The sequence below is a fragment of the Sphingobacterium sp. KH_072 genome (assembly GCF_057837975.1).
Genome location: NZ_CM174457.1, coordinates 935,277 through 960,880 on the forward strand (window position 1 = coordinate 935,277; position 25,604 = coordinate 960,880).

At 44.2% G+C, this 25,604-nt stretch carries 20 protein-coding genes, 2 tRNA genes and 3 rRNA genes; 14 read left to right on the forward strand and 11 right to left on the reverse strand.

The window, feature by feature from the left end; genetic code table 11:
• Positions 1-8: 8 nt before the first annotated feature.
• Positions 9-869, reverse strand: coding sequence for a DUF4886 domain-containing protein (locus AC3IRT_RS04435; RefSeq protein WP_489395231.1), 861 nt, complete (start codon positions 867-869; stop codon positions 9-11).
• A gap of 9 nt (positions 870-878) precedes the next feature.
• Positions 879-1,706, reverse strand: a complete 828-nt coding sequence (blaOXA, locus tag AC3IRT_RS04440; protein WP_489395232.1) for a class D beta-lactamase — start codon at positions 1,704-1,706, stop codon at positions 879-881.
• A 143-nt stretch (positions 1,707-1,849) separates the two neighbouring features.
• On the opposite strand from blaOXA, the gene AC3IRT_RS04445 reads away from it, so the two are divergent.
• The 3 genes from AC3IRT_RS04445 to AC3IRT_RS04455 all read left to right on the forward strand — a co-directional run bounded on the left by AC3IRT_RS04445 (position 1,850) and on the right by AC3IRT_RS04455 (position 4,863).
• Positions 1,850-2,506: a protein-L-isoaspartate(D-aspartate) O-methyltransferase gene (locus AC3IRT_RS04445; protein WP_489396101.1), complete on the forward strand. Its 657-nt coding sequence runs from the start codon at positions 1,850-1,852 to the stop codon at positions 2,504-2,506.
• A 61-nt stretch (positions 2,507-2,567) separates the two neighbouring features.
• Entirely contained in the window at positions 2,568-4,391 is a 1,824-nt protein-coding gene (locus tag AC3IRT_RS04450) for a MutS-related protein (protein WP_489395233.1), read from the forward strand.
• 67 nt (positions 4,392-4,458) lie between these two features.
• On the forward strand, positions 4,459-4,863 hold the full coding sequence (locus AC3IRT_RS04455; RefSeq protein WP_489396102.1) for an acyl-CoA thioesterase: 405 nt from the start codon (positions 4,459-4,461) through the stop codon (positions 4,861-4,863).
• Between the two features lie 25 nt (positions 4,864-4,888).
• On the opposite strand, the gene AC3IRT_RS04460 is transcribed toward AC3IRT_RS04455, so the two are convergent.
• The 3 genes from AC3IRT_RS04460 to AC3IRT_RS04470 all read right to left on the reverse strand — a co-directional run bounded on the left by AC3IRT_RS04460 (position 4,889) and on the right by AC3IRT_RS04470 (position 7,988).
• The gene (locus AC3IRT_RS04460; RefSeq protein WP_489395234.1) at positions 4,889-5,263 is read right to left on the reverse strand and encodes a DUF779 domain-containing protein; all 375 of its coding nucleotides are present in this window, start codon (positions 5,261-5,263) and stop codon (positions 4,889-4,891) included.
• 58 nt (positions 5,264-5,321) lie between these two features.
• A complete protein-coding gene (gene adhP, locus AC3IRT_RS04465; protein WP_489395235.1) occupies positions 5,322-6,356 on the reverse strand; it encodes an alcohol dehydrogenase AdhP in 1,035 nt (344 codons plus the stop codon).
• Between the two features lie 129 nt (positions 6,357-6,485).
• Complete coding sequence (locus AC3IRT_RS04470; protein WP_489395236.1) at positions 6,486-7,988, reverse strand: aldehyde dehydrogenase family protein; 1,503 nt, start codon at positions 7,986-7,988, stop codon at positions 6,486-6,488.
• A 198-nt stretch (positions 7,989-8,186) separates the two neighbouring features.
• Here AC3IRT_RS04470 and AC3IRT_RS04475 point away from each other — a divergent pair, with 198 nt between their 5' ends.
• Complete coding sequence (locus AC3IRT_RS04475) at positions 8,187-9,107, forward strand: AraC family transcriptional regulator (protein ID WP_489395237.1); 921 nt, start codon at positions 8,187-8,189, stop codon at positions 9,105-9,107.
• Here the strand turns inward: AC3IRT_RS04475 and smpB are convergent.
• A complete protein-coding gene (gene smpB / locus AC3IRT_RS04480; RefSeq protein WP_489395238.1) occupies positions 9,104-9,559 on the reverse strand; it encodes an SsrA-binding protein SmpB in 456 nt (151 codons plus the stop codon). The genes AC3IRT_RS04475 and smpB overlap by 4 nt on opposite strands.
• A gap of 305 nt (positions 9,560-9,864) precedes the next feature.
• Between smpB and spt the strand changes: the two genes are divergently transcribed.
• From spt to rrf, 10 genes are all read left to right on the forward strand, one after another.
• Positions 9,865-11,064 (forward strand): serine palmitoyltransferase, encoded by a 1,200-nt coding sequence (gene spt, locus AC3IRT_RS04485; protein WP_489395239.1) that lies wholly within the window; start codon positions 9,865-9,867, stop codon positions 11,062-11,064.
• Between the two features lie 16 nt (positions 11,065-11,080).
• Positions 11,081-12,202: a hypothetical protein gene (locus AC3IRT_RS04490; RefSeq protein WP_489395240.1), complete on the forward strand. Its 1,122-nt coding sequence runs from the start codon at positions 11,081-11,083 to the stop codon at positions 12,200-12,202.
• A complete protein-coding gene (locus AC3IRT_RS04495) occupies positions 12,199-13,197 on the forward strand; it encodes an NAD-dependent epimerase/dehydratase family protein (protein WP_489395241.1) in 999 nt (332 codons plus the stop codon). Before AC3IRT_RS04490 ends, AC3IRT_RS04495 begins: the two co-directional genes overlap by 4 nt.
• A gap of 10 nt (positions 13,198-13,207) precedes the next feature.
• Entirely contained in the window at positions 13,208-13,873 is a 666-nt protein-coding gene (locus tag AC3IRT_RS04500) for a CDP-alcohol phosphatidyltransferase family protein (RefSeq protein WP_489395242.1), read from the forward strand.
• Positions 13,874-13,892: 19 nt separating this feature from the next.
• Positions 13,893-14,291, forward strand: a complete 399-nt coding sequence (locus tag AC3IRT_RS04505; protein ID WP_489395243.1) for a GtrA family protein — start codon at positions 13,893-13,895, stop codon at positions 14,289-14,291.
• Between the two features lie 535 nt (positions 14,292-14,826).
• A 16S ribosomal RNA gene (locus tag AC3IRT_RS04510) occupies positions 14,827-16,354 on the forward strand.
• A 149-nt stretch (positions 16,355-16,503) separates the two neighbouring features.
• A tRNA-Ile gene (locus tag AC3IRT_RS04515) sits at positions 16,504-16,580 on the forward strand.
• Between the two features lie 18 nt (positions 16,581-16,598).
• A tRNA-Ala gene (locus AC3IRT_RS04520) sits at positions 16,599-16,672 on the forward strand.
• Between the two features lie 196 nt (positions 16,673-16,868).
• Positions 16,869-19,755: ribosomal RNA gene (locus AC3IRT_RS04525) — 23S ribosomal RNA — on the forward strand.
• Between the two features lie 196 nt (positions 19,756-19,951).
• Positions 19,952-20,063 (forward strand): 5S ribosomal RNA (gene rrf, locus AC3IRT_RS04530).
• The 16S, 23S and 5S rRNA genes sit together here with 2 tRNA genes alongside, the layout of an rRNA operon.
• A gap of 443 nt (positions 20,064-20,506) precedes the next feature.
• Here rrf and rimK read toward each other — a convergent pair.
• The 5 genes from rimK to purN all read right to left on the reverse strand — a co-directional run bounded on the left by rimK (position 20,507) and on the right by purN (position 25,388).
• Entirely contained in the window at positions 20,507-21,445 is a 939-nt protein-coding gene (rimK, locus tag AC3IRT_RS04535; RefSeq protein WP_489395244.1) for a 30S ribosomal protein S6--L-glutamate ligase, read from the reverse strand.
• A 41-nt stretch (positions 21,446-21,486) separates the two neighbouring features.
• Complete coding sequence (locus AC3IRT_RS04540) at positions 21,487-21,921, reverse strand: ATP-dependent zinc protease family protein (protein ID WP_489395245.1); 435 nt, start codon at positions 21,919-21,921, stop codon at positions 21,487-21,489.
• A gap of 17 nt (positions 21,922-21,938) precedes the next feature.
• On the reverse strand, positions 21,939-23,117 hold the full coding sequence (locus AC3IRT_RS04545) for an AIR synthase related protein (RefSeq protein WP_489395246.1): 1,179 nt from the start codon (positions 23,115-23,117) through the stop codon (positions 21,939-21,941).
• A 123-nt stretch (positions 23,118-23,240) separates the two neighbouring features.
• A complete protein-coding gene (gene purH, locus AC3IRT_RS04550; protein WP_489395247.1) occupies positions 23,241-24,767 on the reverse strand; it encodes a bifunctional phosphoribosylaminoimidazolecarboxamide formyltransferase/IMP cyclohydrolase in 1,527 nt (508 codons plus the stop codon).
• A 45-nt stretch (positions 24,768-24,812) separates the two neighbouring features.
• The gene (gene purN, locus AC3IRT_RS04555) at positions 24,813-25,388 is read right to left on the reverse strand and encodes a phosphoribosylglycinamide formyltransferase (protein ID WP_489395248.1); all 576 of its coding nucleotides are present in this window, start codon (positions 25,386-25,388) and stop codon (positions 24,813-24,815) included.
• Between the last annotated feature and the right edge of the window lie 216 nt (positions 25,389-25,604).

The following is a 25,604-nucleotide window of genomic DNA, read 5'->3' on the forward strand; positions in this document are numbered from 1 at the left end:
GCGTAAAACTATTTTCTGATTAATGTGGTCTTAAAAGGTTTTTTGACAGCTGCATGTGCAGCTATCTTAGCAATATGGGCTTGCTCTTCCGTAATACTCGCTGGTTTGAAAGAATTCTTACGTACATCCAAGCGAAATAACTTCTCATACCAAGTGCAAGCTGCGGTAAAGCGGCCGTAATTTAATTCCAAATGATAGCCATCGCGCGTGTACTGATCGCCGATGCTGCTGCTCCGTGCATTCTGGATCGCTGTGCCACAGGGTACGACAAAGGCAAATCCTTTCTGCTTGCCAATTTGCTTCGTGGCTGCCGCAATAGCAGCGTACATCTGTGGTTGGCTTTTCTGATAATTGGCAAATCCGTCATGCTTACTGTCTGCCTGATACGCCCATGTCTGATGGTACACCAACTGCGTTTGCGGCGCAACTTTTCCCTTTACATAGTCCATCAAAGTCGGTAAACTTTGCATAATCACGCTGTATTGGCCAGATAGTGGACTAGCTTGTTGGAGGCTTACGTAATCCCAATCTTCGTCGGCCAGCGCTTTGGAGATCGATGTATTTTCCTGGGTGATTTTGTTGCCATCCAATTGTACTTTCCGATAACTATAGATCGCTTTTTCCTCTTGCGCATTGCGTACATGCAGATCAAGAGGTGCTCCACCGATATAAAGGTTGCCAATAATAATCTCGCGGTCAGCCGCTACGGCCAGTTCGTGCAAGTAATTTTCTAAAGCATCTTCAGAAAAGCTATTGCCAATGGCCAATACTTTGACTAGGTGATTGCTCGCCTTGTCGCGTACCTGTGCAATGCCAACTTGTAAAGAGAGTAGGAGGAGTAGAGTATAAATCGTGTATCTTTTCATCATTTTTGAATTTTATATTTTTTCTTCAAAGGCCTGCATGACCTGTAATGCTTGGCGCACCGCCTTTTCGCGTGCTGGTAGAAATTCTTCTACTTTGCTAGGATCTTTGGGTTCGAGGTTCGCCGCAAAGTAGTACATCGCATCTCCGCGACGTAAGTAACCGACAAACCAGCCGTTGTCGCCATGGTCGGTGCTCCAACCCGTCTTTCCGCTCCAAGAATAGCTTGGGGTTGATTCGATTTCCAATATGTTAAGCATCGTGTTGTACGTGCGATCGGATAGTTGAAATTTGCGATCGTAGAAATCACGCAAAAATTGCACTTGCTGAAAAGCAGATATCTTCGATGCGCCAACCAGCCAAAAGTTTTGCAAGGTTTCCTTTCTTACATCCATACCAGCATAAGAAAACCGACTGAGGTATTGTTGCATACGCGGCAAACCGATCTTGCCAGCAACCTCTTGATAACACGGTACACAGGATAAGCGGAAAGCATCTTTCAATGCTAGATCCTTTTCCCAAGCCTTCATATTCCGTTTTTTTCCATCCCAATATAATATGGTGTTTGCATCAGTTACGATGCCTGTTTCTAATGCGATGAGTGTATTCGGTATCTTAAAAGTGGAAGCGGGCAAGAATCCTTGTGCCGCACGCTGAAAATCGTTGGAATAGAAGCTATCCTGCTTTGCGTCAAAAACAAGAATGGTTCCCCGCAAATTGTATTCGCTAAGAATAGCCTGAAACTGGGGGGCATAGCGATCCGATTGCGACTTCTGCGCTTGCGCAAAGGCGCTGTTAGTGCTGAGTAAAATTAAAAAGGCAAGCAAACGGAGGTCGTGCATTACTAATAAGATTGTTCGGTAAATCTATTGAAATTTTCAGGCATTTTCGGTGTTCTTAACAGGTGAAATGTAAAATAACTCGTGGCCAATGATTTGTAACTAAAGTGCTAAAATGTGGCTTAACAATGTTATTTTTGAGGCAAATGGCCTACAAATTCATCGACAATTATAGAGAAAAGGGTGCACGCAAACAACTCGTCAAGCTGTTGGAAAAGCGCGGTATTCAAGATCAACGCGTACTGGCGGCCATTGGTAAAGTGCCGCGGCATTACTTTTTCGATGAAACGTTTTGGAATCAAGCCTACCGCGATATCGCCTTCCCGATTGGTGATGGACAAACGATCTCGCAGCCTTATACAGTGGCATATCAGTCGGAATTGCTGCATGTGCGCCCCGGCGATAAAATACTAGAAATCGGCACCGGATCTGGATACCAAACTTGTGTGTTGCTTGAGTTAGGGGCTGAGGTGTTTACCATCGAGCGACAGGAAAATTTGTACAATCGAACCAAAATGGTTTTGCCTTATATGGGATATCATCCTCATTTCCATTACGGCGACGGCTCTAAAGGCATTGCACCGAGCGCACCTTATGACAAGATCATCGTAACCGCAGGAGCGCCTTTGGTTCCCGAGATCATGCTCAAACAACTCAAGTTTGGCGGGCTGTTAGTCATTCCCGTAGGGGATGAAAAAGAACAAAAAATGGTGACCATACTTCGCGTCGGCGAAAATGACTTTGAACGCATAGAATTGGATACATTTCGTTTTGTACCTTTGGTAGGCGATCAGGCTTGGTAACCTAACGGGATATCGGGTTTGTTGATCGTTTATTATTCATGATTCAAATCTGATAAACTTCGTGTCATTAAACTTCTATCAACAGAATATTTCTCAAACCAAAGCGGAGATTGCTCGGCTAGATAAGCAGGTAAATACGTTTAGTCTATTGCGCCTTGCGGTCATTATCGGTGGTGGAGCAGCACTTTTTATGCTATTTCAAGCTAATAGCGTGACACATGTGCTACTCTGCACCATTTTGGTTACCATCCTTTTCTTGTACTTGGTGTTTCGGCAGGCCAGATTGGAAAGGCTTCGCGACGAAAAGAACGCATTTTTGCAGGTCAACGAAAACGAGCAGCAGATGATCGAAGGTGGCACAAATCTGTATTCCAATGGTTCAGATTATCAAGATGGCAAACATCCTTATTCTTCGGATCTGGATATATTCGGTCCACATTCCTTATTTGAAAAAGTGAACCGCTGTGCTACGCAAGATGGGTCCAATACCTTGGCACAGTGGCTTGATTCGGCGCCAGATCGGCAAACCATATTGGATCGGCAAGCTGCGATTCAGGAGTTTGCTGCGGACGCGCCCTTCAATCAACAATTGCAAACTAAATTGCTTTTCAACGTCAAGTCAACTACCAATCTGCGGATGTACCTTACGGCCTATTTTGAAGGCAAAGCCATGACTTTTGGGAATCGCTTTATGCAGATCTACATTTTTGTGGCTCCGATCTTGATCCTAGCGGGCGTTGGCCTATCGCTATTTGGATATAATGTGATGTCTTATGTGCTGATGTTGGCTATTGCACACCTGTTGTGGACTTTAGCGTTAGGCGGACGCGTATCGGTTTTCTCCAATCGGATTGATAAGATCGGTGCGATTATGATGGCCTACAGTGGCGCTATTGAGGCGATCGAAAAACGTGCTTTTGCCGCACCGCTTAATCATAAGTTGCAAGAGCGTTTGCGCACGGATAATGATGCGCCGCTCTCGGAAGCAATGCACAAACTGGGAAAGTTGATTGACAAATTGGATGCGCGCAATAACATGATCGTGGGTGCTTTGCTCAATATGTTTATGCTGTGGGATTTTCGTCAGGTGCTCGCTATTATGCAGTGGAAAAATGAATACGCAAAAGATACTCTACAAGCCTTTGAAGTGATGGCATCTTACGAAGCGCTGATTTCGCTCGGTGTTTTATCGTACAATCAGCCGACTTGGCATTTTCCAGAAATCGCTGCCAATGCGCAGCAAGATCGGATTGAAGCAAGAGACTTGGCACATCCGCTCATCCCGGCAGGTAAATCGGTAGCTAATAATTACTTTGCGCACGATCATCGCGTCGCTCTAGTTACGGGATCCAATATGGCCGGCAAAAGTACTTTTTTGCGTACCGTTGGTATCAACGCGGTGCTGGCTTATGCTGGATCGGTGGCGTGCGCTTCGCAGTTCAAACTTCCGATTTATCGCTTGGTGACGTATATGCGGATTAAAGATGATCTAAACGAAAGCACATCTACCTTTAAAGCGGAGCTGGATCGAATGAAATTTATATTGGGCGTGGTAGAGGTTGCTAAGGATAGTTTTTTCCTGATCGATGAGATGTTGCGTGGTACCAACTCTGTCGATAAATATTTAGGATCAAAAGCGATTATCGAAAAATTGCTACACATGGATGGTAAAGGAATGGTGGCTACGCACGATTTGCAACTGTCGCAATTGGCCGATGAATACCCTCAGGATCTGGTCAACTATCATTTCGATATCCAAATACAGGAAGGGGAGATGCTATTTGATTACCGGCTGAAATCGGGTGAGTGCAAAATATTCAACGCCTCTATGCTGCTGAAAGGAATTGGTATAGAGGTAGATGCGCAATCTGGTGCGGCAGGGTAGATTTGTGTATCTTTGCGCTCAGAATTAAAATCAATAAGATTTGCAGACGATAGAAGAAGAAACAGCGGTGACGATAGCAGAAAGAATAGAACAATCAGAAACCCGAGTTTGTATCACGGTTTTTCCATCCATTACCAACCATCATGACACCCTTTTTGGAGGAAAGGCACTGGCCATTATGGATGAGGTAAGTTTTATGGCAGCCACCCGTTTCTGCCGCAAACGCTTGGTCACGGTATCTACCGACAAGATCGATTTTAATAAAGCCATTCCGGCAGGCAGTATCGTAGAAGCGGTTGGGCGTGTAGAGAAAGTTGGCAATACGAGTGTGAAAGTTCGGGTACAAATCTTCTTAGAAAGCATGTATGAGGATAGCCGGGAGTTAGCGATTCAAGGCTCTTTTACTTTTGTGGCGCTAGACGACGACAAGAAGCCGATTCCGGTGTTACAGGGCTTACACGTCTCTTCTTAAAATAGTGTAAAGTGCATTGCAGGGTCTAAATACTGCGTACAACTGGAGCCAAATCAGCTAATTCACTTTCTGTAAACAAACGATAATGCACTTTAAACGTTTTGCCAAGTGGTGTTTCTAGGGAGAAACCGCCAGGTCCGAAGCCTTGGAGCACATCTAAGGTGAAGTGCGAATATTGCCAATATTCAAATAGATCTCGATCAATCCAGAATTCGAATCCTTCTACCAAACCAATCATCGCATCATTGTATCGCGGATAATATCCACCTTTTTCGAAACATTGCGGTTGCGTGCCTTCGCAGCAACCGCCCGCTTGGTAAAACATCAAATCGCCATGTTTTTCCACCAATTCATGGATCAGTTCTTTGGCGCTTTCTGTGAGTGATAATCTTTCAGTCATAAATAAAAAACGTAAGATTATTGCCTTTCGGTATTATGAAAGGCAATAATCAATTAATTTAGTTGGCTTCTGCAATATCCAGCACGATTCTGCCATCAATTTGCCCTTTTTTCATTTTTTCGAAAACACCATTGATGTCTTCGAGTTTTGCTGGCGTAACGGTGGCTTTTACTAGTCCTTCGTTCGCAAATTCCAGCGCTTCGTGCAGGTCTTTTCTCGTGCCCACAATAGACCCTCTAACCGTGATGCGCTTGAGGACAGTTTCGAAAATCGGTAAATCAAATGCGCCTGGCGGCAGTCCATTCAACGCAATAGTACCTTTTCTACGCAATACCTCAATGCCTTGCTTGAAGGCGATGGGTGAAACGGCGGTAATCAGTGCGCCATGCATTCCTCCGACTTCTTTGTGCAGGTATTCGCCCGGATCAACATTTTTGGCGTTGACCACGAGATCTGCGCCTAGTTTTTTAGCGAGTTGGAGCTTGTCGTCGGCTACATCGATGGCAGCGACATGCATGCCCATGGCCTTGGCGTATTGTACCGCGACATGTCCGAGTCCGCCAATTCCTGAAATGGCTACCCATTCGCCCGGTTTGGTTTCCGTCTCTTTCAACCCTTTGTACACCGTAACACCTGCGCACAGGATGGGTGCTATTTCCAAAAAGTTAACATTTGATTTTAGATGCCCGACATAGCGAGAATCGGCAATGACATACTCTGCAAACGTGCCGTCAACGCCATATCCTCCATTTTTCTGGGATTCGCATAAGGTTTCCCAACCGGTAATACAATACTCGCAAGAGCTGCAAGCGCTGTACAACCAAGGTACACCCACGGCGTCGCCTTCTTTTACGACAGCTTCTGGCCCGCAGGCCACCACATAACCGACACCTTCGTGGCCGGGTATAAGTGGCATTTTGGATTTGACAGGCCAATCGCCTTCAATCGCATGCAGATCGGTATGGCATACGCCCGATGCGATTATTTTGACCAGCACTTCGTACCTGCCAGGTTCGCGCACGTCAACTTCTCTAATTTCTAATGGTTTTCCGTAGCCTGGTGCCACAGCGGCTTTCATCTTTTTTGGGATCATAATTTTGTAGTTTTTTGATTAAAAAATACCCTACATAGGCTGATCGCTGCTGTAGGCTTTGATTAGGATGAAATTATAAAATCGCCCAGCCCTAGATTGAGAAGAATAGGGCGTGGGGGATATGTACTATTAAAAGAAACCTAGTTTCTTTTTGCTATAAGAGATCAACATATTCTTTGTTTGGCGGTAGTGTCCGAGCATCATTTTATGATTCTCGCGTCCTACGCCAGATTGTTTGTATCCGCCAAACGGAGCACCCGCAGGATAAGCGTGGTACTGATTGACCCACACACGACCCGCTTGTATCGCTCTTGGTACGGTGTACAATTGATGGGCATCTCGGGTCCATACGCCAGCACCCAATCCATAAATGGTGTCGTTAGCAATTTCGATTGCTTCTTTTTCGTCTTTGAACGTAGTTAAAGAGACCACGGGGCCAAATATTTCTTCTTGGAAGATGCGCATCTTATTGTGCCCTTTGAATACGGTCGGTTGTATATAATAACCCGCATCTAATCCTTCGCCTACTTTATTCACTTCGCCACCGGTAAGCAATTCTGCTCCTTCTTCTTTACCTAGTTTGATGTAAGAAAGGATTTTGTCTTTCTGTATTTCAGAGGCTTGCGCTCCCATCATCACATCAGGATCTAGTGGATTGCCCACTTTAATCTGTTGGACACGGGCGATGACTTTTTCAATAAATTTATCCGCGATATCTTCCTGCACCAAGATTCTGGATGGGCAGGTACAGATCTCTCCCTGATTGAGTGCGAACAATACCGCGCCTTCGATGGCTTTGTCTAGGTAATCATCATCGTGATCCAGCACCGAACTGAAGAAAACATTAGGTGATTTGCCGCCTAGCTCCAGTGTTACAGGAATGATGTTTTCAGTAGCATATTGCATTACCAAGCGTCCGGTTGCGGTAGATCCGGTAAAGGCAGCCTTGGATATTTTCGGATTGGTGACCAAGGCTCGACCCAGTTCCGAACCAAAGCCATTCACAATGTTGATCACGCCGGCAGGAACGATGTCTTCAATCAATTCCATCAACACCAAGATCGAAGTCGGTGTACTTTCGGCCGGTTTTAATACGACGGTACAGCCTGCGGCCAATGCTGGAGCGAGCTTCCACACGGCCATTAGAATCGGAAAATTCCAAGGAATAATTTGTGCGACAACACCCAATGGTTCGTGAATGATCAGCGATAAGGTATCTGAATCCAATTCGGTCGCGCTACCTTCTTCGGTGCGGATCACACTGGCAAAGTACCTAAAGTGATCAATTGCCAAGGGAATATCTGCATTAAGGGTTTCGCGTACAGCTTTACCATTATCAATGGTTTCTACGATAGCAAGATATTCTAAGTTTTCTTCTAGCCGATCGGCTATTTTGTTGAGGATGATACTTCGCTCGGTGGCAGAGGTTTTACTCCAAGTGGTAAAAGCTTTGGCTCCTGCTGCTACCGCTAAATCCAAGTCTTCTTTGCTGGAATGGGCTACTTGTGTAAATACTTTACCATCTATAGGAGAGATATTGTCGAAGTATTTGCCGTTTACTGGGGCGACGTATTTCCCACCAATGTAATTGTCATATCGTTCTTTGAACGAGGGTCTTTCTAATACACTCATGATTACCAAAATTTAGTTTTATACGCGATTATGTGAATCGCTGATACCTCAAATCTACCTATTTACTAAACTGATAATTAGCATAATAATCCTAATGAATAGCACAATCGTTATTCGTGGTCAAACAATTAATTTTTTTTCCTTTCCTTTATTTTTTCCGTATCTTACCTAGATCGTTCACGGCTAAATTGGATAGGCATGAGGTATAATTATGCATTAGATGTGTTGCCACTTTCTACAGATAAGCAATTGTCTACACTCGTAGAGAATCGAAGAGTGGCTACGTTTGGAAGTTTTGAATTTAATGTCTTTGAGACTTATCAGCCAACGCATGCAGTTCCTCTCCAATTTGGTGATGTCGTCATGGTCAATATGCTACGCGGCAAGAAGGTGATGCACTTAGAGAATACGCCATCTTTTGAATATATACCGGGCGAAACGTTGATTCTACCAGAAAACAAGTTGATGAAAATTGACTTTCCAGAAGCGAATGTTTCGGCACCTACTCAATGTGCGGCGTTAACGATAGACCGTCGTAAAGTGGAAGATGTGGTTCAGTTTCTGAATGAGCGGTTGCCATCCAGTGATCAGTCATCAGAATGGCGCTTCCGATGGGACAAATTTCACTTTAAGCATGATGCGGAAACCATGTACCTCACGAATAAGTTGTTTCGGCTGATGTCGGGCAACGATTGCTTTCACGAAGCATTAGCGGAACTAACCATTCAAGAACTGTTGATTCGTACGTTACAAACGCAAAATCTGTTACACTTAATTTCTGACGAGGATAAAAAATCTTCTTTACTCAATTACCTCACCGAATTTATCCGACAACATATATCTAATGAATTGACGATAGATGTATTGAGTAAAAAAGCCAACATGAGTCGTTCCGCGCTGTTTAAAGAATTTAAATCACAGGTTGGGATCAGCCCCATTGAGTATGTAATTCGAGAGCGAATAGCATTTGCAAAACGGTTTCTTGAACAAGGGCTGAGCGTAAAAGAAGCGGGCTATGCCGTCGGTTTTAACGACGTAAATTATTTTGTTCGCTTATTTGGAAAACGCGAAGGATTAACGCCAGGTGCATATGCGCACAAGATGGGCTTAGCGCACTAGCGTTTCATGGCGCGATCAAGCTCGCGTTTAGATTCGCGTTCTTTAATCGTATCTCTCTTATCAAAATCCTTTTTACCCTGTGCCAAGGCGATCTCTACTTTGGCAAAACCACGTTCGCTAATGAAGATACGTAGTGGTACAATCGTAAACCCCTTTTCTTCGCCTTTTTCTTTGAGTTTTTTGAGTTCGCGTTTGGTCAATAGGAGCTTTCTATCCCGTTTTGCTTCGTGGTTGTAAAACGAACCGAAAGAATACTCCGCAATATGCATATTGCGGATGTAAAGACCATCTTCGAAAAATGCACAGAAACTATCATTGATATTTGCTTTGCCTTCTCGAATAGATTTAATCTCCGTACCAAGCAACCCCAATCCAGCCGTGTAGGTGTCTAAAATGTGGTATTCAAATGTTGCTCGTTTATTTTTTATATTGATTCGCGATGCGATAGCCATACTTGCAATGCTTAATCTGCAAAAGTACGAAATACTGCATGAGAATGAAAGTCGTAAGAAATAATTGTTTTTTATGTTAAAATTGAATTAATTTTTTGATATTTATCTGGCACTGTATGTAAAATTATTTGGTCGAGTTGCGTACATTTGCCAGCCTAATATCCTATGGATTTTTCGGAATCATCTTCAAACGGTCAAATTTTAGTAATTTGTATTAGGTTTGCAGTAAATTTCTGACATTTGCAGCCGGATGTTCAAAAAGTATAAACATCTGTGCAGAATAGTACATAGCACATCACAATCGAATGAGCAAAGGAAAGTTGAGCGGTAGAATATCGCAGTTTACGGAAGTTGAATATTTAAAAGCTAAAGGGCTTTATGCCTTCTTTCGCCCCATACAATCTCGGCAAGATACCGAGGTCATTATTGATGGCAAACGGGTATTGATGTTTGGATCCAATTCATATTTGGGGCTTACTACCGATCAACGTATCGTGGAAGCCGGCCAAGCAGCGTTGGAGAAATATGGCAGTGGTTGTGCAGGATCTCGCTTTCTTAATGGTACGCTAGATATCCATATTGAATTGGAAGAACGTTTGGCAAGCTATGTGGGTAAAGAATCGGCGATCCTTTTCAGTACTGGTTTTCAATCAAACCTAGGCCCATTGTCTTGTCTTACTGGTCGTAATGATTATCTTTTGTTAGATGATCGCAACCATGCGTCTATCATTGATGGAAGCCGTTTGTCATTTTCCAAAGTGATCAAATATGCACACAATGATATGGCAGACTTACGTGCCAAACTTTCTCGTTTGCCGGAAGAAAGCCTTAAAATGATTGCCACAGATGGTATCTTCAGCATGGAAGGTGATATCGTAGATTTGCCAGAAATGGTAAAAATTGCAGAGGAGTACGATGCGGCGGTTATGGTTGATGATGCACATAGCTTAGGCGTAATTGGCCATTTGGGTGCAGGTACTGCAGATCATTTTGGACTGACTGATCAAGTGGATCTGATCATGGGTACATTCAGCAAATCCTTAGCCTCTCTAGGCGGCTTTATTGCTGCGGATGCCGATGTAATAGAATATTTAAAACACAAAGCGCGTTCACTCATGTTCAGTGCCAGTATGACGCCAGCGTCTGTGGCTTGTACACTGAAAGCGCTAGATATTATACAATCTGAGCCAGAGCATATCGAGAAGCTTTGGAAGAATACACATTATGCAAAGCAATTATTATTAGATAATGGTTTTGATTTAGGTGATACACAAAGTCCGATACTTCCGATATTCATCAGAGACAACGAAAAGACTTTTTGGGTAACCAAAGCATTGCAGGAAGATGGCGTTTTCGTCAATCCAGTGGTGTCACCAGCTGTACCTGCCGAGGAATCTTTGATTCGTTTCTCGTTGATGGCAACACATACTTTTGACCAAATCGATGAAGCAGTGGAGAAAATGGCAAAAATTTTCAAAGCAGCCGATGTTGAGTTATTGAGCTAAAAGCTCCTATCTACCTATGATTGAAATTGTACCCGTAAAAGATAAAAAACAGCTCGCACGTTTTATAGACTTTCCCCATGATCTATATCAGGGAGATAAAAATTACGTGCCTGAACTTTTCTTGGGGCAACAAGATTTATTATCATCTGATAAGCATCCATTTTACAAACACTCTAGCGCAAAGCCTTTCTTAGCATATAAAGATGGTGTGTTGTCTGGGCGCATTGTAGCCATTTGGAATAATAATCATAATGCGTACATACAGGCTACTGAAGGTCACTTTGGTTTCTTCGAATGCATCAATGACCAAGAAGTGGCGAACGCATTATTCGATCAGGTGACTAAGTGGGTGCAAGAAAAAGGAGGGAATCAGGTCGTAGGCCCGATTAACTTGACCACCAATGATACTTGCGGTCTGTTGATCGAAGGTTTTGATCGTCCGCCGATGGCGATGATGACGTATAACTATCCGTATTATGCAGAATTAATCGGCAACTATGGTTTTGCTAAGAAGGAAGATTTACGCGCATATTATATTGATACCGCTACCGCTGATGGTCGCGCATTGGACTTAATGGATCGCTTGGAAGAACGTTTGAAACGTTCAGGGATTATCCTTAGGGAAATTAATCTCAAAGACTTCAAAAACGAAGCGCAGAAAATCAAAGCAGTGTACAACACTGCTTGGGACAAAAACATGGGTTTTGTACCGATGACGGATGAAGAATTCAATCATACGGCAAAAGACCTGAAAATGATTTTGGATCCTCATTATGTAATTGTAGCAGAGAAAGCAGGCGAGATCATCGCGTTTGCGCTGGGCGTTCCAGATATCAATCAAGTGCAGATTAAGATTAAGCGCGGTCGATTACTTCCAACAGGTATATTTAGATTGCTATTTGGTCGGAAAAAGATAGATCACGTCCGCGTATTGATGTTAGGTGTATTAGAGCCTTACAGAAAGTTAGGTATTGAAGCCTGCCTTTATGGAAGATTGATCAGAAACGGAAAACAATATAACTTGAAAGGGGCAGAATGTTCTTGGATGTTGGATAGTAATTATTTGATGAATAGTGCTATCGAACAGATAAACGGACAATTATACAAGCGATATCGCTTGTTCGAGAAATCGGTATGAGGCAACCAAAGCTGTTAATAACCGGTGCCAGTGGATTTGTGGGATATCATCTGGTACATGCAGCAAAAACAGCCGGTTATACTATTCATGCAACAATCCGACGCTCCAGCAAAATAGAGGATATTGCCCACTTGGTGGACAAATTTATCGAGGCTGATTTTTCCGATGTGGAGAAACTACAGGACTGGTTGGCAGAAGAATCCTACACCTATATCATTCACGCTGCAGCGCTCACAAAAGCTAAGCGTGAATCCGACATGCAGACTGTCAATGTAGATTACACCCTAAATTTACTACACGCTGCTTTTTCCATTACACATCCGCCAATCAGCGTGCATATTTTAAGTAGCCTAGCGGCAATCGGCCCATTATCCTACAACGGTGATTTGATCGACGAAAATTCCACTTATCAACCAGTTACTGTATATGGCCGCAGTAAAATGCGTATGGAACAATTGGTCAGTGAACAATTCGCAGATAAGCCGATCCGCATTTTTCGGCCGACCGCGGTGTATGGGCCAAAGGATAAAGATATCTTTATCCTGCTACAGACCTTAAACAAAGGCATTGATGCCTACATTGGTCGGGATCCACAAGCGCTGACCTTTATTTTTGTGAAAGATCTAGCAAATCTCCTGATAGAAAGTTTGGCGTTTCCAACCAATAAGTTGGACTTCTATACTATGTCCGATGGGGAAGTGTATGATCGATATCAATTAGCAAACCTATTTAAGCAGATCACCAAAAAGAGAATGTTGCGGTTGCACGTGCCATTTGGCATCGTAAAACAAATTGCACATATTTCAGAATGGCTCTATAAATCTTCTGCCAAAACACCTGTGTTGTATGCAGAACGGCTAAAGGAAATAACCGCCGGCAGTTGGGCATGCGATATCACAAAAGCAAAACAAGAATTACACTTTGAGCCGCGCTACGATTTAGAAGCCGGTCTTACAGAAAGCCTCAAATGGTACAAGGAGCATCATTGGCTTTAATAAAATCACTATGAAAACAAATACAAAACTTTTTGCAGACAGAAAACGAACTAATATATTGAGTGTGCCAGAGCAAAAGTTCATCAGTTACCTCGTTCCTCGCATACCACAATCCATTACATCAGACGGTCTTACGGCAATTGGTTTATTAGGTTCGCTGATCATCTTTGCTAGCTTTATTTTAGCGAATTATTTCACAATAAATTACCTATGGTTGGCTCCCTTTGGTTTTTTTGTACAATGGTTTGGGGATTCTTTGGATGGCCGGATCGCGTACTACCGCGATAAGTCTCGGAAATGGTATGGCTTTGCACTGGATATTGTGATGGATTGGATTAGCACAGTATTTATCGGATTAGGATTTCACTTGTACGTGGAGTCTGAGTACGAAATCATGGGTTTCTTATTAGTCGCTTTGTACGGATGGGCCATGATCATCAGTCAGCTTCGTTATAAAATCACAGACAAGTATACGATCGATGCTGGACTGTTAGGCCCCACGGAAGTACGAGTAATCCTTTGTTTGGTGATTATTTTAGAAATTTTTGTTCCAGGAAGTATACTATATGCTGTATTCCTAATCTGTGTTGCCTTGTTCTTCATCAATTTGGTAGATACAAAAAAACTGATGAACTTAGGCGATGAACGTGATGCTGCGGAAAAGAAACATATCTAAATAGTAGTTATAGTACCACATGGCTCAAGGTGTCAAACAGTTTTTTAAAGCCCAGCTATCTGCTTTTGTAGGTGGAATGGTCGATTATGCGATCATGATCTGCGGGGTAGAGTTGTTTGGTTTGCCGGTGAGCACTTCGATAGTCATATCTGGCGCTATAGGTGCGGTGGTGAATTTCTCTATCAATCGGTATTGGACGTTCAAAGATCAGAATACCGCCGTAGGCGATCAACTTTGGAAATTCATCGTGATGGTCATTGGAAGTATTCTGCTAAAATCTCAGGGAACACCTTTCTTGACGGAAATTACAGGTATTGATTACAAAATAACCCGCTTGATAGTAGAGTTAGTAGTTTCTTTAGGATTCAACTTTACGCTGCAAAAATATTGGGTGTTTAGAAAAGGGGCTAATAAATAGCGATGCTCTTTTAAAAAAATCTCTCTACAAATAAGGCAGTTAGGTATTGTTAAACAGAAAAGAGTTAGAAATGTTTTTGGGGTGCGAAATTTTATTCTACCTTTGCACCACTCCGCAAGGGAGGAACGATGTTGAAAAGATAGAAAAGAGGGTTTATGATGGTTTAGGCTATGATAATTTTGATTTTCGGAGCGGGGAGATCTTCAAATTATTTTCAAAATAAATTTGGAAGTTCAGAAAAGATTCCTACCTTTGCAATCCCAACCGAGAGGAAGGGCAACAAAATGAAACGTTAAGCTCGAAAGAGTAAAACATAAAGGCCAAAGCGCGATGCGGCGGCGAGCAAGTTCTTTAAAGAAATGATCATGATGCGTGGTGAGTAGTTTAGCTTAATTAGATTCTAATGAGGCGGCGAAAGTCACGGAATAAGAAAATGAGAAAGCTAGAATAAAAAATACGATTCCGGATTAGATATTAAAAAAAGACAATTTCTAATTATTTTATATAAATAGTTAGGTGTCGAACAATTCATTTTACAATGGAGAGTTTGATCCTGGCTCAGGATGAACGCTAGCGGCAGGCCTAATACATGCAAGTCGAACGGGATCTGAGGGTAGCTTGCTACCCGATTTGAGAGTGGCGCACGGGTGCGTAACGCGTGAGCAACCTACCCATATCAGGGGGATAGCCCGAAGAAATTCGGATTAACACCGCATAACAATACGTTAACACATGTTAATGTATTTAAATATTTATAGGATATGGATGGGCTCGCGTGACATTAGCTAGTTGGTAAGGTAACGGCTTACCAAGGCTACGATGTCTAGGGGCTCTGAGAGGAGAATCCCCCACACTGGTACTGAGACACGGACCAGACTCCTACGGGAGGCAGCAGTAAGGAATATTGGTCAATGGGCGCAAGCCTGAACCAGCCATGCCGCGTGCAGGATGACTGCCCTATGGGTTGTAAACTGCTTTTGTACGGGAATAACCCTTTCTATGTATAGGAAGCTGAATGTACCGTAAGAATAAGGATCGGCTAACTCCGTGCCAGCAGCCGCGGTAATACGGAGGATCCAAGCGTTATCCGGATTTATTGGGTTTAAAGGGTGCGTAGGTGGCTATTTAAGTCAGGGGTGAAAGACATCGGCTCAACCGATGCAGTGCCTTTGATACTGAATAGCTTGAATTATGTTGAAGATGGCGGAATGAGACAAGTAGCGGTGAAATGCATAGATATGTCTCAGAACACCGATTGCGAAGGCAGCTGTCTAAGCATTGATTGACACTGATGCACGAAAGCGTGGGGATCAAACAGGATTAGATACCCTGGTAGTCCACGCCCTAAACGATGATAACTCGATGTTAGCGATATACAGTTAGCGTCTTAGCGAAAGCGTTAAGTTATCCACCTGGGGAGTACGCTCGCAAGAGTGAAACTCAAAGGAATTGACGGGGGCCCGCACAAGCGGAGGAGCATGTGGTTTAATTCGATGATACGCGAGGAACCTTACCCGGGCTTGAAAGTTACTGAATGATTTAGAGATAGATCAGTCCTTCGGGACAGGAAACTAGGTGCTGCATGGCTGTCGTCAGCTCGTGCCGTGAGGTGTTGGGTTAAGTCCCGCAACGAGCGCAACCCCTATGTTTAGTTGCCAGCACGTTAAGGTGGGGACTCTAAACAGACTGCCCGTGCAAACGGAGAGGAAGGTGGGGACGACGTCAAGTCATCATGGCCCTTACGTCCGGGGCTACACACGTGCTACAATGGCCGATACAGCGGGCAGCTACCTGGCAACAGGATGCGAATCTCGAAAAGTCGGTCACAGTTCGGATCGGGGTCTGCAACTCGACCCCGTGAAGTTGGATTCGCTAGTAATCGCGTATCAGCAATGACGCGGTGAATACGTTCCCGGGCCTTGTACACACCGCCCGTCAAGCCATGAAAGTTGGGGGTGCCTAAAGCATGTAACCGCAAGGAGCGTGTTAGGGCAAAACCGATAATTGGGGCTAAGTCGTAACAAGGTAGCCGTACCGGAAGGTGCGGCTGGAATACCTCCTTTCTAGAGATGCGGAAACGTATTGCTTACCACGCACATGACATTACTTTAAATACATTAAAGATAGAACACACAAGAAGGAAATACAGCACCCACCCTATATCTAAAGATATACGGTTAGGTAGTATCCCCGAGAAGAGATATATAAAGCTAGTCCCGTAGCTCAGTTGGTTAGAGCACTACACTGATAATGTAGGGGTCAGCAGTTCAAATCTGCTCGGGACTACCAAACACAATCTTACACGATGGGGAATTAGCTCAGCTGGCTAGAGCACCTGCCTTGCACGCAGGGGGTCAACGGTTCGACTCCGTTATTCTCCACTATTCCAAGTGGTAATATATAGTATATAGGCACATTAGAAACGGCGATATAGTATATATATCTACAGGAAAAACGTTCTTTGACATATTGAGAGAAAGAAGACACAAGAAAAGAAACAACAGAGCATATCTGTGCAACTTTTCGGAGTTGTATAGAAAAATCGTCCCTTCCGAGCAAAAGCGGAAAGAGGATTTGAAGAAAGTAACAAAGGGCACACGGGGGATGCCTAGGCTCTCAGAGGCGATGAAGGACGTGATAAGCTGCGATAAGCCACGGGGATTAGCATATGTGAATTAATCCGTGGATTTCCGAATGGGGCAACCTAGCTAGTAGAAGACTAGTTGTATAATACGCGAACGCGCCGAACTGAAACATCTAAGTAAGCGTAGGAGGAGAAAATAATAATGATTTCGTAAGTAGTGGCGAGCGAACACGAAAGAGCCCAAACCATAGTTGTTACGGCAATTATGGGGTTGTAGGACCACGACATTGCATTGTCGCTATGAACTGGAAGCAGGTGGGAAACTGCGCGATATGGGTGATAGCCCCGTACAGGTAAAGAATGACAGCATAGTGGTATCCTGAGTAGGGCGGGACCGGAGAAATCCTGCTTGAATCTGCCGGCACCATCCGGTAAGGCTAAATACTCCTGAGAGACCGATAGTGAACTAGTACCGTGAGGGAAAGGTGAAAAGAACCCCGAACAGGGGAGTGAAAAGAACCTGAAACCGTGTGCTTACAAGCGGTCGGAGCGGATTTATTCCGTGACGGCGTGCCTTTTGCATAATGAGCCTACGAGTTACTCTTGTCCGGCAAGGTTAAGTCGTTAAGCGACGCAGCCGAAGCGAAAGCGAGTCTGAATAGGGCGCATAGTCGGATGAGGTAGACGCGAAACCTTGTGATCTACCCTTGGGCAGGTTGAAGTTGCAGTAACATGTAATGGAGGACCGAACCGATAAACGTTGAAAAGTTTCCGGATGACCTGAGGGTAGGGGTGAAAGGCCAATCAAACTGGGAAATAGCTCGTACTCCCCGAAATGTTTTTAGGAACAGCGTCGGCATAGAGTCTTGTAGAGGTAGAGCTACCGATTGGGTGCGGGGGAGTCAAATCCTACCAAATCCAGACGAACTCCGAATGCTACAAGATATGGCCGGCAGTGAGGCTTTGGGTGCTAAGGTCCAAGGCCGAGAGGGAAAGAACCCAGACCATCAGCTAAGGTCCCTAAATATACGCTAAGTTGAACTAACGAGGTCCGGTTGCCCAGACAGCTAGGATGTTGGCTTGGAAGCAGCCATTCATTTAAAGAGTGCGTAACAGCTCACTAGTCGAGCGACCGGGCGTGGATAATAAACGGGCATCAAGTGTATTACCGAAGCTATGGATTCATACTGAAAGATGTATGTCTGGTAGGGGAGCATTCTATCGTCGGAGAAGCAGTGAGGTGACTTATTGTGGAGATTATAGAAAAGCAAATGTAGGCATAAGTAACGATAAGGCGGGTGAGAAACCCGCCCACCGAAAGAACCAGGTTTCCTGATCAACGCTAATCGGATCAGGGTTAGTCGGGGCCTAAGGCGCATCCGAAAGGAGGTAGCCGATGGACAACGGGTTAATATTCCCGTACTTTTATATACTGCGATGTGGTGACGGAGTAGTGACACTGCCGCGAACTGACGGAATAGTTCGTTGAAGTGCGTAGGTATACAGACTGTAGGCAAATCCGCAGACTGTGCTGAAACACGATAGTACAGCAAAGCTTCGGCGGCGCTGATAGTGCAGGTAATCAGACTTCCAAGAAAACCCGCTAAGCTTCAGGTATATAAAACCCGTACCGCAAACCGACACAGGTGTTCGAGGAGAGAATCCTAAGGTGCTCGAGTGAATCATGGCTAAGGAACTCGGCAAAATGGCCCTGTAACTTCGGGAGAAGGGGCGCTTCCTCCAGCGATGGAGAAGCCGCAGTGAAAAGGCCCAGGCGACTGTTTAGCAAAAACATATGGCTTTGCAAAATCGAAAGATGAAGTATAAGGCCTGACACCTGCCCGGTGCTGGAAGGTTAAGAGGGGATGTCATCGTAAGAGAAGCATTGAATCGAAGCCCCAGTAAACGGCGGCCGTAACTATAACGGTCCTAAGGTAGCGAAATTCCTTGTCGGGTAAGTTCCGACCTGCACGAATGGTGTAACGATCTGGGCGCTGTCTCAGCCATGAGCTCGGTGAAATTGTGGTATCGGTGAAGACGCCGATTACCCGCAACGGGACGGAAAGACCCCATGAACCTTCACTATAGCTTAACATTGGAATTGGATACAGGATGTGTAGGATAGGCGGGAGATGTTGAAGCGGCTTCGCTAGGAGTCGTGGAATCAACCTTGAAATACCGCCCTTTCTGTATTCGGTTTCTAACTCGGTTTAGCCGAGGACATTGTTTGGTGGGTAGTTTGACTGGGGTGGTCGCCTCCAAAAAGGTAACGGAGGCTTTCAAAGGTGGGCTCAGTACGCTTGGTAACCGTACGTGGAGTGCAATGGCATAAGCCCGCTTGACTGTGAGACCAACAAGTCGATCAGGGTCGAAAGACGGACATAGTGATCCGGTGGTTCTGTATGGAAGGGCCATCGCTCAAAGGATAAAAGGTACTCTGGGGATAACAGGCTGATCTCCCCCAAGAGCTCATATCGACGGGGAGGTTTGGCACCTCGATGTCGGCTCGTCACATCCTGGGGCTGGAGAAGGTCCCAAGGGTTGGGCTGTTCGCCCATTAAAGTGGCACGCGAGCTGGGTTCAGAACGTCGCGAGACAGTTCGGTCCCTATCTGTTGTGGGCGTTGGAAGTTTGAGTGGATCTGTCCTTAGTACGAGAGGACCGGGATGGACTGACCGCTGGTGAACCAGTTATGCCGCCAGGTGTACGGCTGGGTAGCTACGTCGGGAATAGATAAGCGCTGAAAGCATCTAAGTGCGAAACTAGCCACGAGATGAGACTTCCTTATAGGGTCGTAGAAGATGACTACGTTGATAGGTCATAGGTGTAAAGGTAGAGATACCATAGCCAAGTGATACTAATAGCCCGAAGCTTTCGCAATGATAGAAAACGTGTTCTGTTGTTTCCTGTGTTTCTTACGCTAGCAATAGTGAATGGTATGCAGATTATATTTTCTTACTGTCCTTCTTTCTTTCAAATATATGTCACGATATTCTTTTGTACTGGGATATACGTACTGCCAATAGAGATTGATCTCGATACGCACTACTATATACTCGATACGAAATAAAGATATTCAGGTGCCTATATCGGCGGTGTCCACCTCTTCCCATTCCGAACAGAGTAGTTAAGCCCGCCAGAGCCGATGGTATTGCCGTAACAGGTGGGAGAGTAGGTCGGTGCCTAATTTTATAATAAAGCCCTTGCAACAAAATTGCAAGGGCTTTTTTTGTGTAAATATTTTTGTAACAAAGAAGCTTTAGCAAGTTTATCTTCCCACACCACATAGTCTAGATATTATATACAGCTTTACCAGAGCTTTCCTAGAAGCGCTCATCTACTAGCCAGGTGCCTTTAGTACACTTATAGTACACTCTCCGTGAACTAATGGTGTAGTGGTGAAGTAGCGGTGAACTATTAAGCAACTATTGGATCAGAAAAATGGTCAATCCTATAGACTAAAATCAGTAGACATTAAGAACGAACGGCAAAAGGCTGAAACCTTTGCAAGGTATATAGGTTAATACTAATGATTGTATTAGAGAAAGTTCAGTTTAGCTAGAACAGGACGTATTGTGAAGCTAAAGTGGTGGTACAAGCAAATTAGAAAGTAAAAAGAGAAAGCAAACCGTTAAAGTTTGCTTTCTCTTTTTACGGTACGCTTTACACGTATGGCTGGCTTTAGTGCCATTTTAGTTTCGTGTTGTCGTTCCAAGTATTGAATGATTTCTGCGGCAATATCTTTACCTGTAGCTACTTCGATGCCTTCCAATCCTGGTGATGAATTTACCTCCAGAATTAGTGGTCCGCGATCCGAAGCTAGCATATCTACACCAGCTACGGTCAGTCCCATTGCTTTGGCAGCAGAGATCGCCGTTTCTCTTTCTTTGCGAGTCAGCTTAATGATTTGGGCACTACCGCCCCGATGTAGGTTAGAGCGAAATTCGCCCTCTTTCGCCGTGCGCTTCATCGCGCCAACCACTTTACCATCCACCACAAAAGCGCGGATATCCGAACCCTTCGATTCTTTGATGTACTCTTGGATCAAAATGTTATTTCCCAACCCATAGAATGCTTCAATTACCGAAGATGCCGCTTTCTTAGTTTCGGCTAATACGACACCGATTCCTTGCGTGCCTTCCAGTAATTTGATCACTAGCGGAGCACCGCCCACCATGCTGATCAGATCGTCTACATCCGAAGCGGTACGCGCAAAACCCGTGATTGGAAGTCCTAAACCTGCTCCCGAAAGAATCTGCATACAGCGCAATTTATCTCTCGAGCGAGTAATCGCTTGACTTGGGTTGGCCGACAAGACATCCATCACCTCAAATTGACGAACAATCGCTGATCCGTAAAAGGTGACCGACGAACCAATTCGTGGCACGATCGCGTCGATACCGGCAATGTCTTGTCCTTTATAATGTATACTAGGCTTGTCTTGCTGTATACCGACATAGCATTTGCTATGGTCGATTACCACACATTCGTGACCGCGTGCCTGAGCTGATTCTACCAGACGTCTGGTAGAATACAAATTTTTATTTCTCGATAAAATGGCAATTTTCAAAACGTAGTTTTTTATGAAAACAAAGAATGAGTGGATAAGTTTTAGCGCAAATTTTGCCCTAGGTTTCTTTTTGATACATCAACCAAAAATTTTCCAGCGATAAAATTTCTGCCTAGCAACATGGGATAGGTCATCGCAGATCGATCCCTGAAAGATAGTTTGATATCGTATAATGCGTTGAATATTTTGATTTTTGTCCTAAAAATATGGCGTGTTTCCGATTGTCCAAAAGAGCTTTTCACTGTGCGCTCCCGGTGTACCGGAAATCGGATCTCCATCGTATCATCCGAATCGTCCGATGCCGCGATATGCGCTAAGATATATAAGTGCCCATCTTCTTCGAGCACTTGCATATCTTCGCAGTGTACCACCGAAGTTTCTGCTCCTGTATCAATCTTTGCAGGCACATTGTAGAGTCCCAATTCTGGTAGGTCTACCACCTCCGTGCGGCCTATGATCTTTTTCTCTTTCGCCATACGCTATGTAGGATACCTTAATGGTATACGAATTCGCCGTAAGGCGACTGAATAGTTACTTGTTTTTTATCTGCTGCTTCTACACGTCCAATGATCTGCGAGTCAATATCAAATGATTTGGATATCGCGATAATATCAGCAGCCAATTCCTGCGGAACGTACAATTCCATTCGATGCCCCATGTTGAAGACTTTATACATTTCTTGCCAATCTGTACCCGATTCTTGCTGAATCAGTTCAAAAAGTGGTGGGATTGGAAACAAGTTGTCTTTAATCACATGTACATCGTCTACAAAGTGCAGTACTTTGGTTTGTGCACCACCAGAACAGTGTACCATGCCGTGGATTTGTGCACGATGCTGATCCAAGATCTTTTTGATCACTGGCGCGTAGGTACGTGTTGGTGACAAGACCAATTGTCCGGCCGTCACCTCTTGACCATCACCAATCGCAATTTTATCGGTTAATGAACGGCTGCCACTAAAAACTAAATCGTAAGGAACAGCTGGGTCAAAGCTTTCTGCATATTTCTCTGCGATAGCTTTGTTAAACACATCGTGGCGTGCCGAAGTCAATCCGTTGGATCCCATGCCGCCATTGTAAGCCGATTCGTACGTTGCTTTCCCATAAGAAGCCAAACCGACAATCACGTCGCCCGCTTGGATCGTGTGATTTGAGATTACCTCTTCGCGCTTCATGCGGCAAGTCACCGTACTATCCACGATGATTGTGCGTACAATATCGCCTACGTCAGCCGTTTCGCCACCAGTAGAATAAATGCCAATGCCCATCTCACGCAATTCCGCCAGAATCTCTTCTGTACCATTGATAATCTCTGCGATCACTTCACCCGGGATCAGGTTTTTATTACGTCCGATCGTGGACGATAGCAAGATATTATCCGTTGCGCCTACGCACAACAAATCATCCAGATTCATAATAATCGCATCTTGCGCAATGCCGCGCCATACCGACGCATCGCCAGTCTCTTTCCAATATACATACGCCAACGAAGATTTGGTGCCTGCACCATCGGCATGCATGATATTGCACCAATCTGCATCACCGCCCAATATATCTGGAATGATTTTGCAGAAAGCCTGCGGATAGAGTCCTTTATCAATGTTTTTGATCGCATTGTGTACGTCCTCTTTTCCGGCCGAGACACCTCGTTGATTGTATTTTAAGTCTGACATGTTAGCGCAAAAATAGGGAATTGGAAAGGAAAAAGTGAAATACCGAGTCACTAAAAACGGTGGTAAACAAAAATCCCTTCCTGTTGAAGGAAGGGATTTGTATAACGATCCTATAAATAGCGATTAGTGTTTGAAATGACGCACACCCGTGATCACCATGGCAATGCCTTTTTCATTGGCCATATCTACCGACAGTTGATCTTTGATCGAGCCGCCTGGTTGCAATACCGCTGCTACACCATTTTCTCCGGCAATCTCCACACAATCTGGAAAAGGGAAGAACGCATCCGATGCCATTGCGCTATCTTTGATATCAAAGCCAAATGCTTTTGCTTTTTCAATCGCTTGCTTCAACGCATCTACACGTGAAGTTTGCCCCACGCCAGAAGCGATCAAGGTATTGTCTTTTGCAAATACAATCGTGTTCGATTTGGTATGTTTCACGATCTTATTCGCGAAGTATAGATCCGCTAATTGCGCTTCGGTAGGTTGTTTTTCCGTTACCGTCGTCATCAATTCCGGGCCTTCCACGGTGTTGTCTTTATCTTGCAAAATCACCCCATTCAACAACGTTTTGAATTGCTGCGCTGGTAATTTTACTTCGTTGCGCTTCAAGATAATGCGGTTTTTCTTCGCTGTCAAGATCTCTAGTGCATCTTGATCGTATGCTGGTGCGATCAATACCTCAAAAAACAATTGATTTATCTCTGTTGCCGTTGCCGCATCAACCGTTACGTTAGTGATCAATACACCACCAAAAGCAGAAACAGGATCACAGGCCAATGCCGCAGTCCATGCTTCTTTCACCGTTGGGCGAGAAGCTACGCCACAGGCATTCGTATGTTTTAAGATCGCAAAGGTAGGATCTTCGAATTCATCGATAATTGCTACCGCTGCATCTACGTCGACCAAATTGTTATAGGAAAGTTCTTTCCCATTTAATTTGTCAAACATCTTGTCCAGATCGCCATAGAATACACCTTGCTGATGCGGATTCTCTCCGTAGCGAAGTACTTGACTTTGTTGCGCAGATTGTTTGAATACCGGCAGTGGATCTTCTTGGTTGAAATAATTGAAAATCGCTGTATCGTAATGAGATGAGGTATTGAAAGCGCGCTTCGAGAATGATTTACGTTGCTCCAAGGTAGTTACTCCAGCTTGTGCAGCTAGGATTTCTTCCAATTCTTGATAATCATTCTTCGAAGAAATAATCACCACGTCGTTGAAGTTCTTTGCGGCAGCACGAATCAAAGAAATGCCACCAATATCAATCTTCTCGATGATATCAGCTTCTGATGCGCCAGATGCTACGGTTTCTTCGAATGGATACAAATCCACAATGACCAAGTCAATTTCTGGAATTTCGTACTGTGCCAACTGCTCTTTGTCGCTCTCCAATGGACGGCGAGAAAGGATTCCGCCGAATACTTTCGGATGCAAAGTCTTTACGCGGCCACCCAATATAGATGGATACGAAGTCAGGTCTTCTACACGTTCTACGCCAATACCTAGATCCCGAATAAAGGATTCAGTACCACCTGTAGAATAGAAGGTAACTCCATATTTGTTCAACAACTCAATAAGAGGGGCCAATCCGTCTTTGTAATAAACGGAAACCAAGGCATTTTTAATCTTTACGGCGTGGTTCATTATCTTCTGTTTATGAAGCCGCAAAGGTAACAATAAATGAATTATTTAGTTGTATTTCTTGAGCAAGTTTTCGATTACTTTGGGATAATGTAGATGCTCCAATTGCTGTCCTTTAAATTTGATAATCTCCAGCGTGTCCTCTGCATCCACCGCAAAACGGCCTTGATAAATAACTTCGCCCTCATCAAAATGTTCGTTCACGAAGTGGATCGTGATGCCATGTTCTTTTTCGCCAGCGGCCATCACGGCTTTGTGTACGCGGTCGCCATACATGCCTTTGCCACCAAATTTGGGTAATAAGGCGGGGTGAATGTTGATGATTTTGTTGGGGAAAGCATGCAATAAATTTTCAGGGACTAATAATAAAAAGCCCGCTAGCACGACTATATCTACTTCCAATCGCTTGAGTATATCCACGATTTCATCCGTCTGGTAGAATACCGTTTTGTCGAATACATGCGATGGGATCTCAAAATTATCGGCTCGTTGTAAGACGTAAGCATCTGGATTGTTACTTAACACAATAGCTACCTCGGCGAGGTCCGAATATTTGAAATGTTCCATGATTTTTTGAGCATTGGAACCTGATCCTGAAGCAAAGATAGCGATACGTTTTTTCACAAATATATTCTTGATAGTGTCAGTAGCCTTTATTACACCCAAATATAACACATTTTCGCCCCAAAACCCCTATATAATTGTATTATTAAACCACCGTGACAAGGAAAAGAATACGATCTTCATTAATAATGTACTTTCCATCCTAACGTAGAAAAAATGGAATTAGACAAGCGTCTACATGCTCACGAAAAAGAAAGCAGTGAGCTGTTGAAAAGG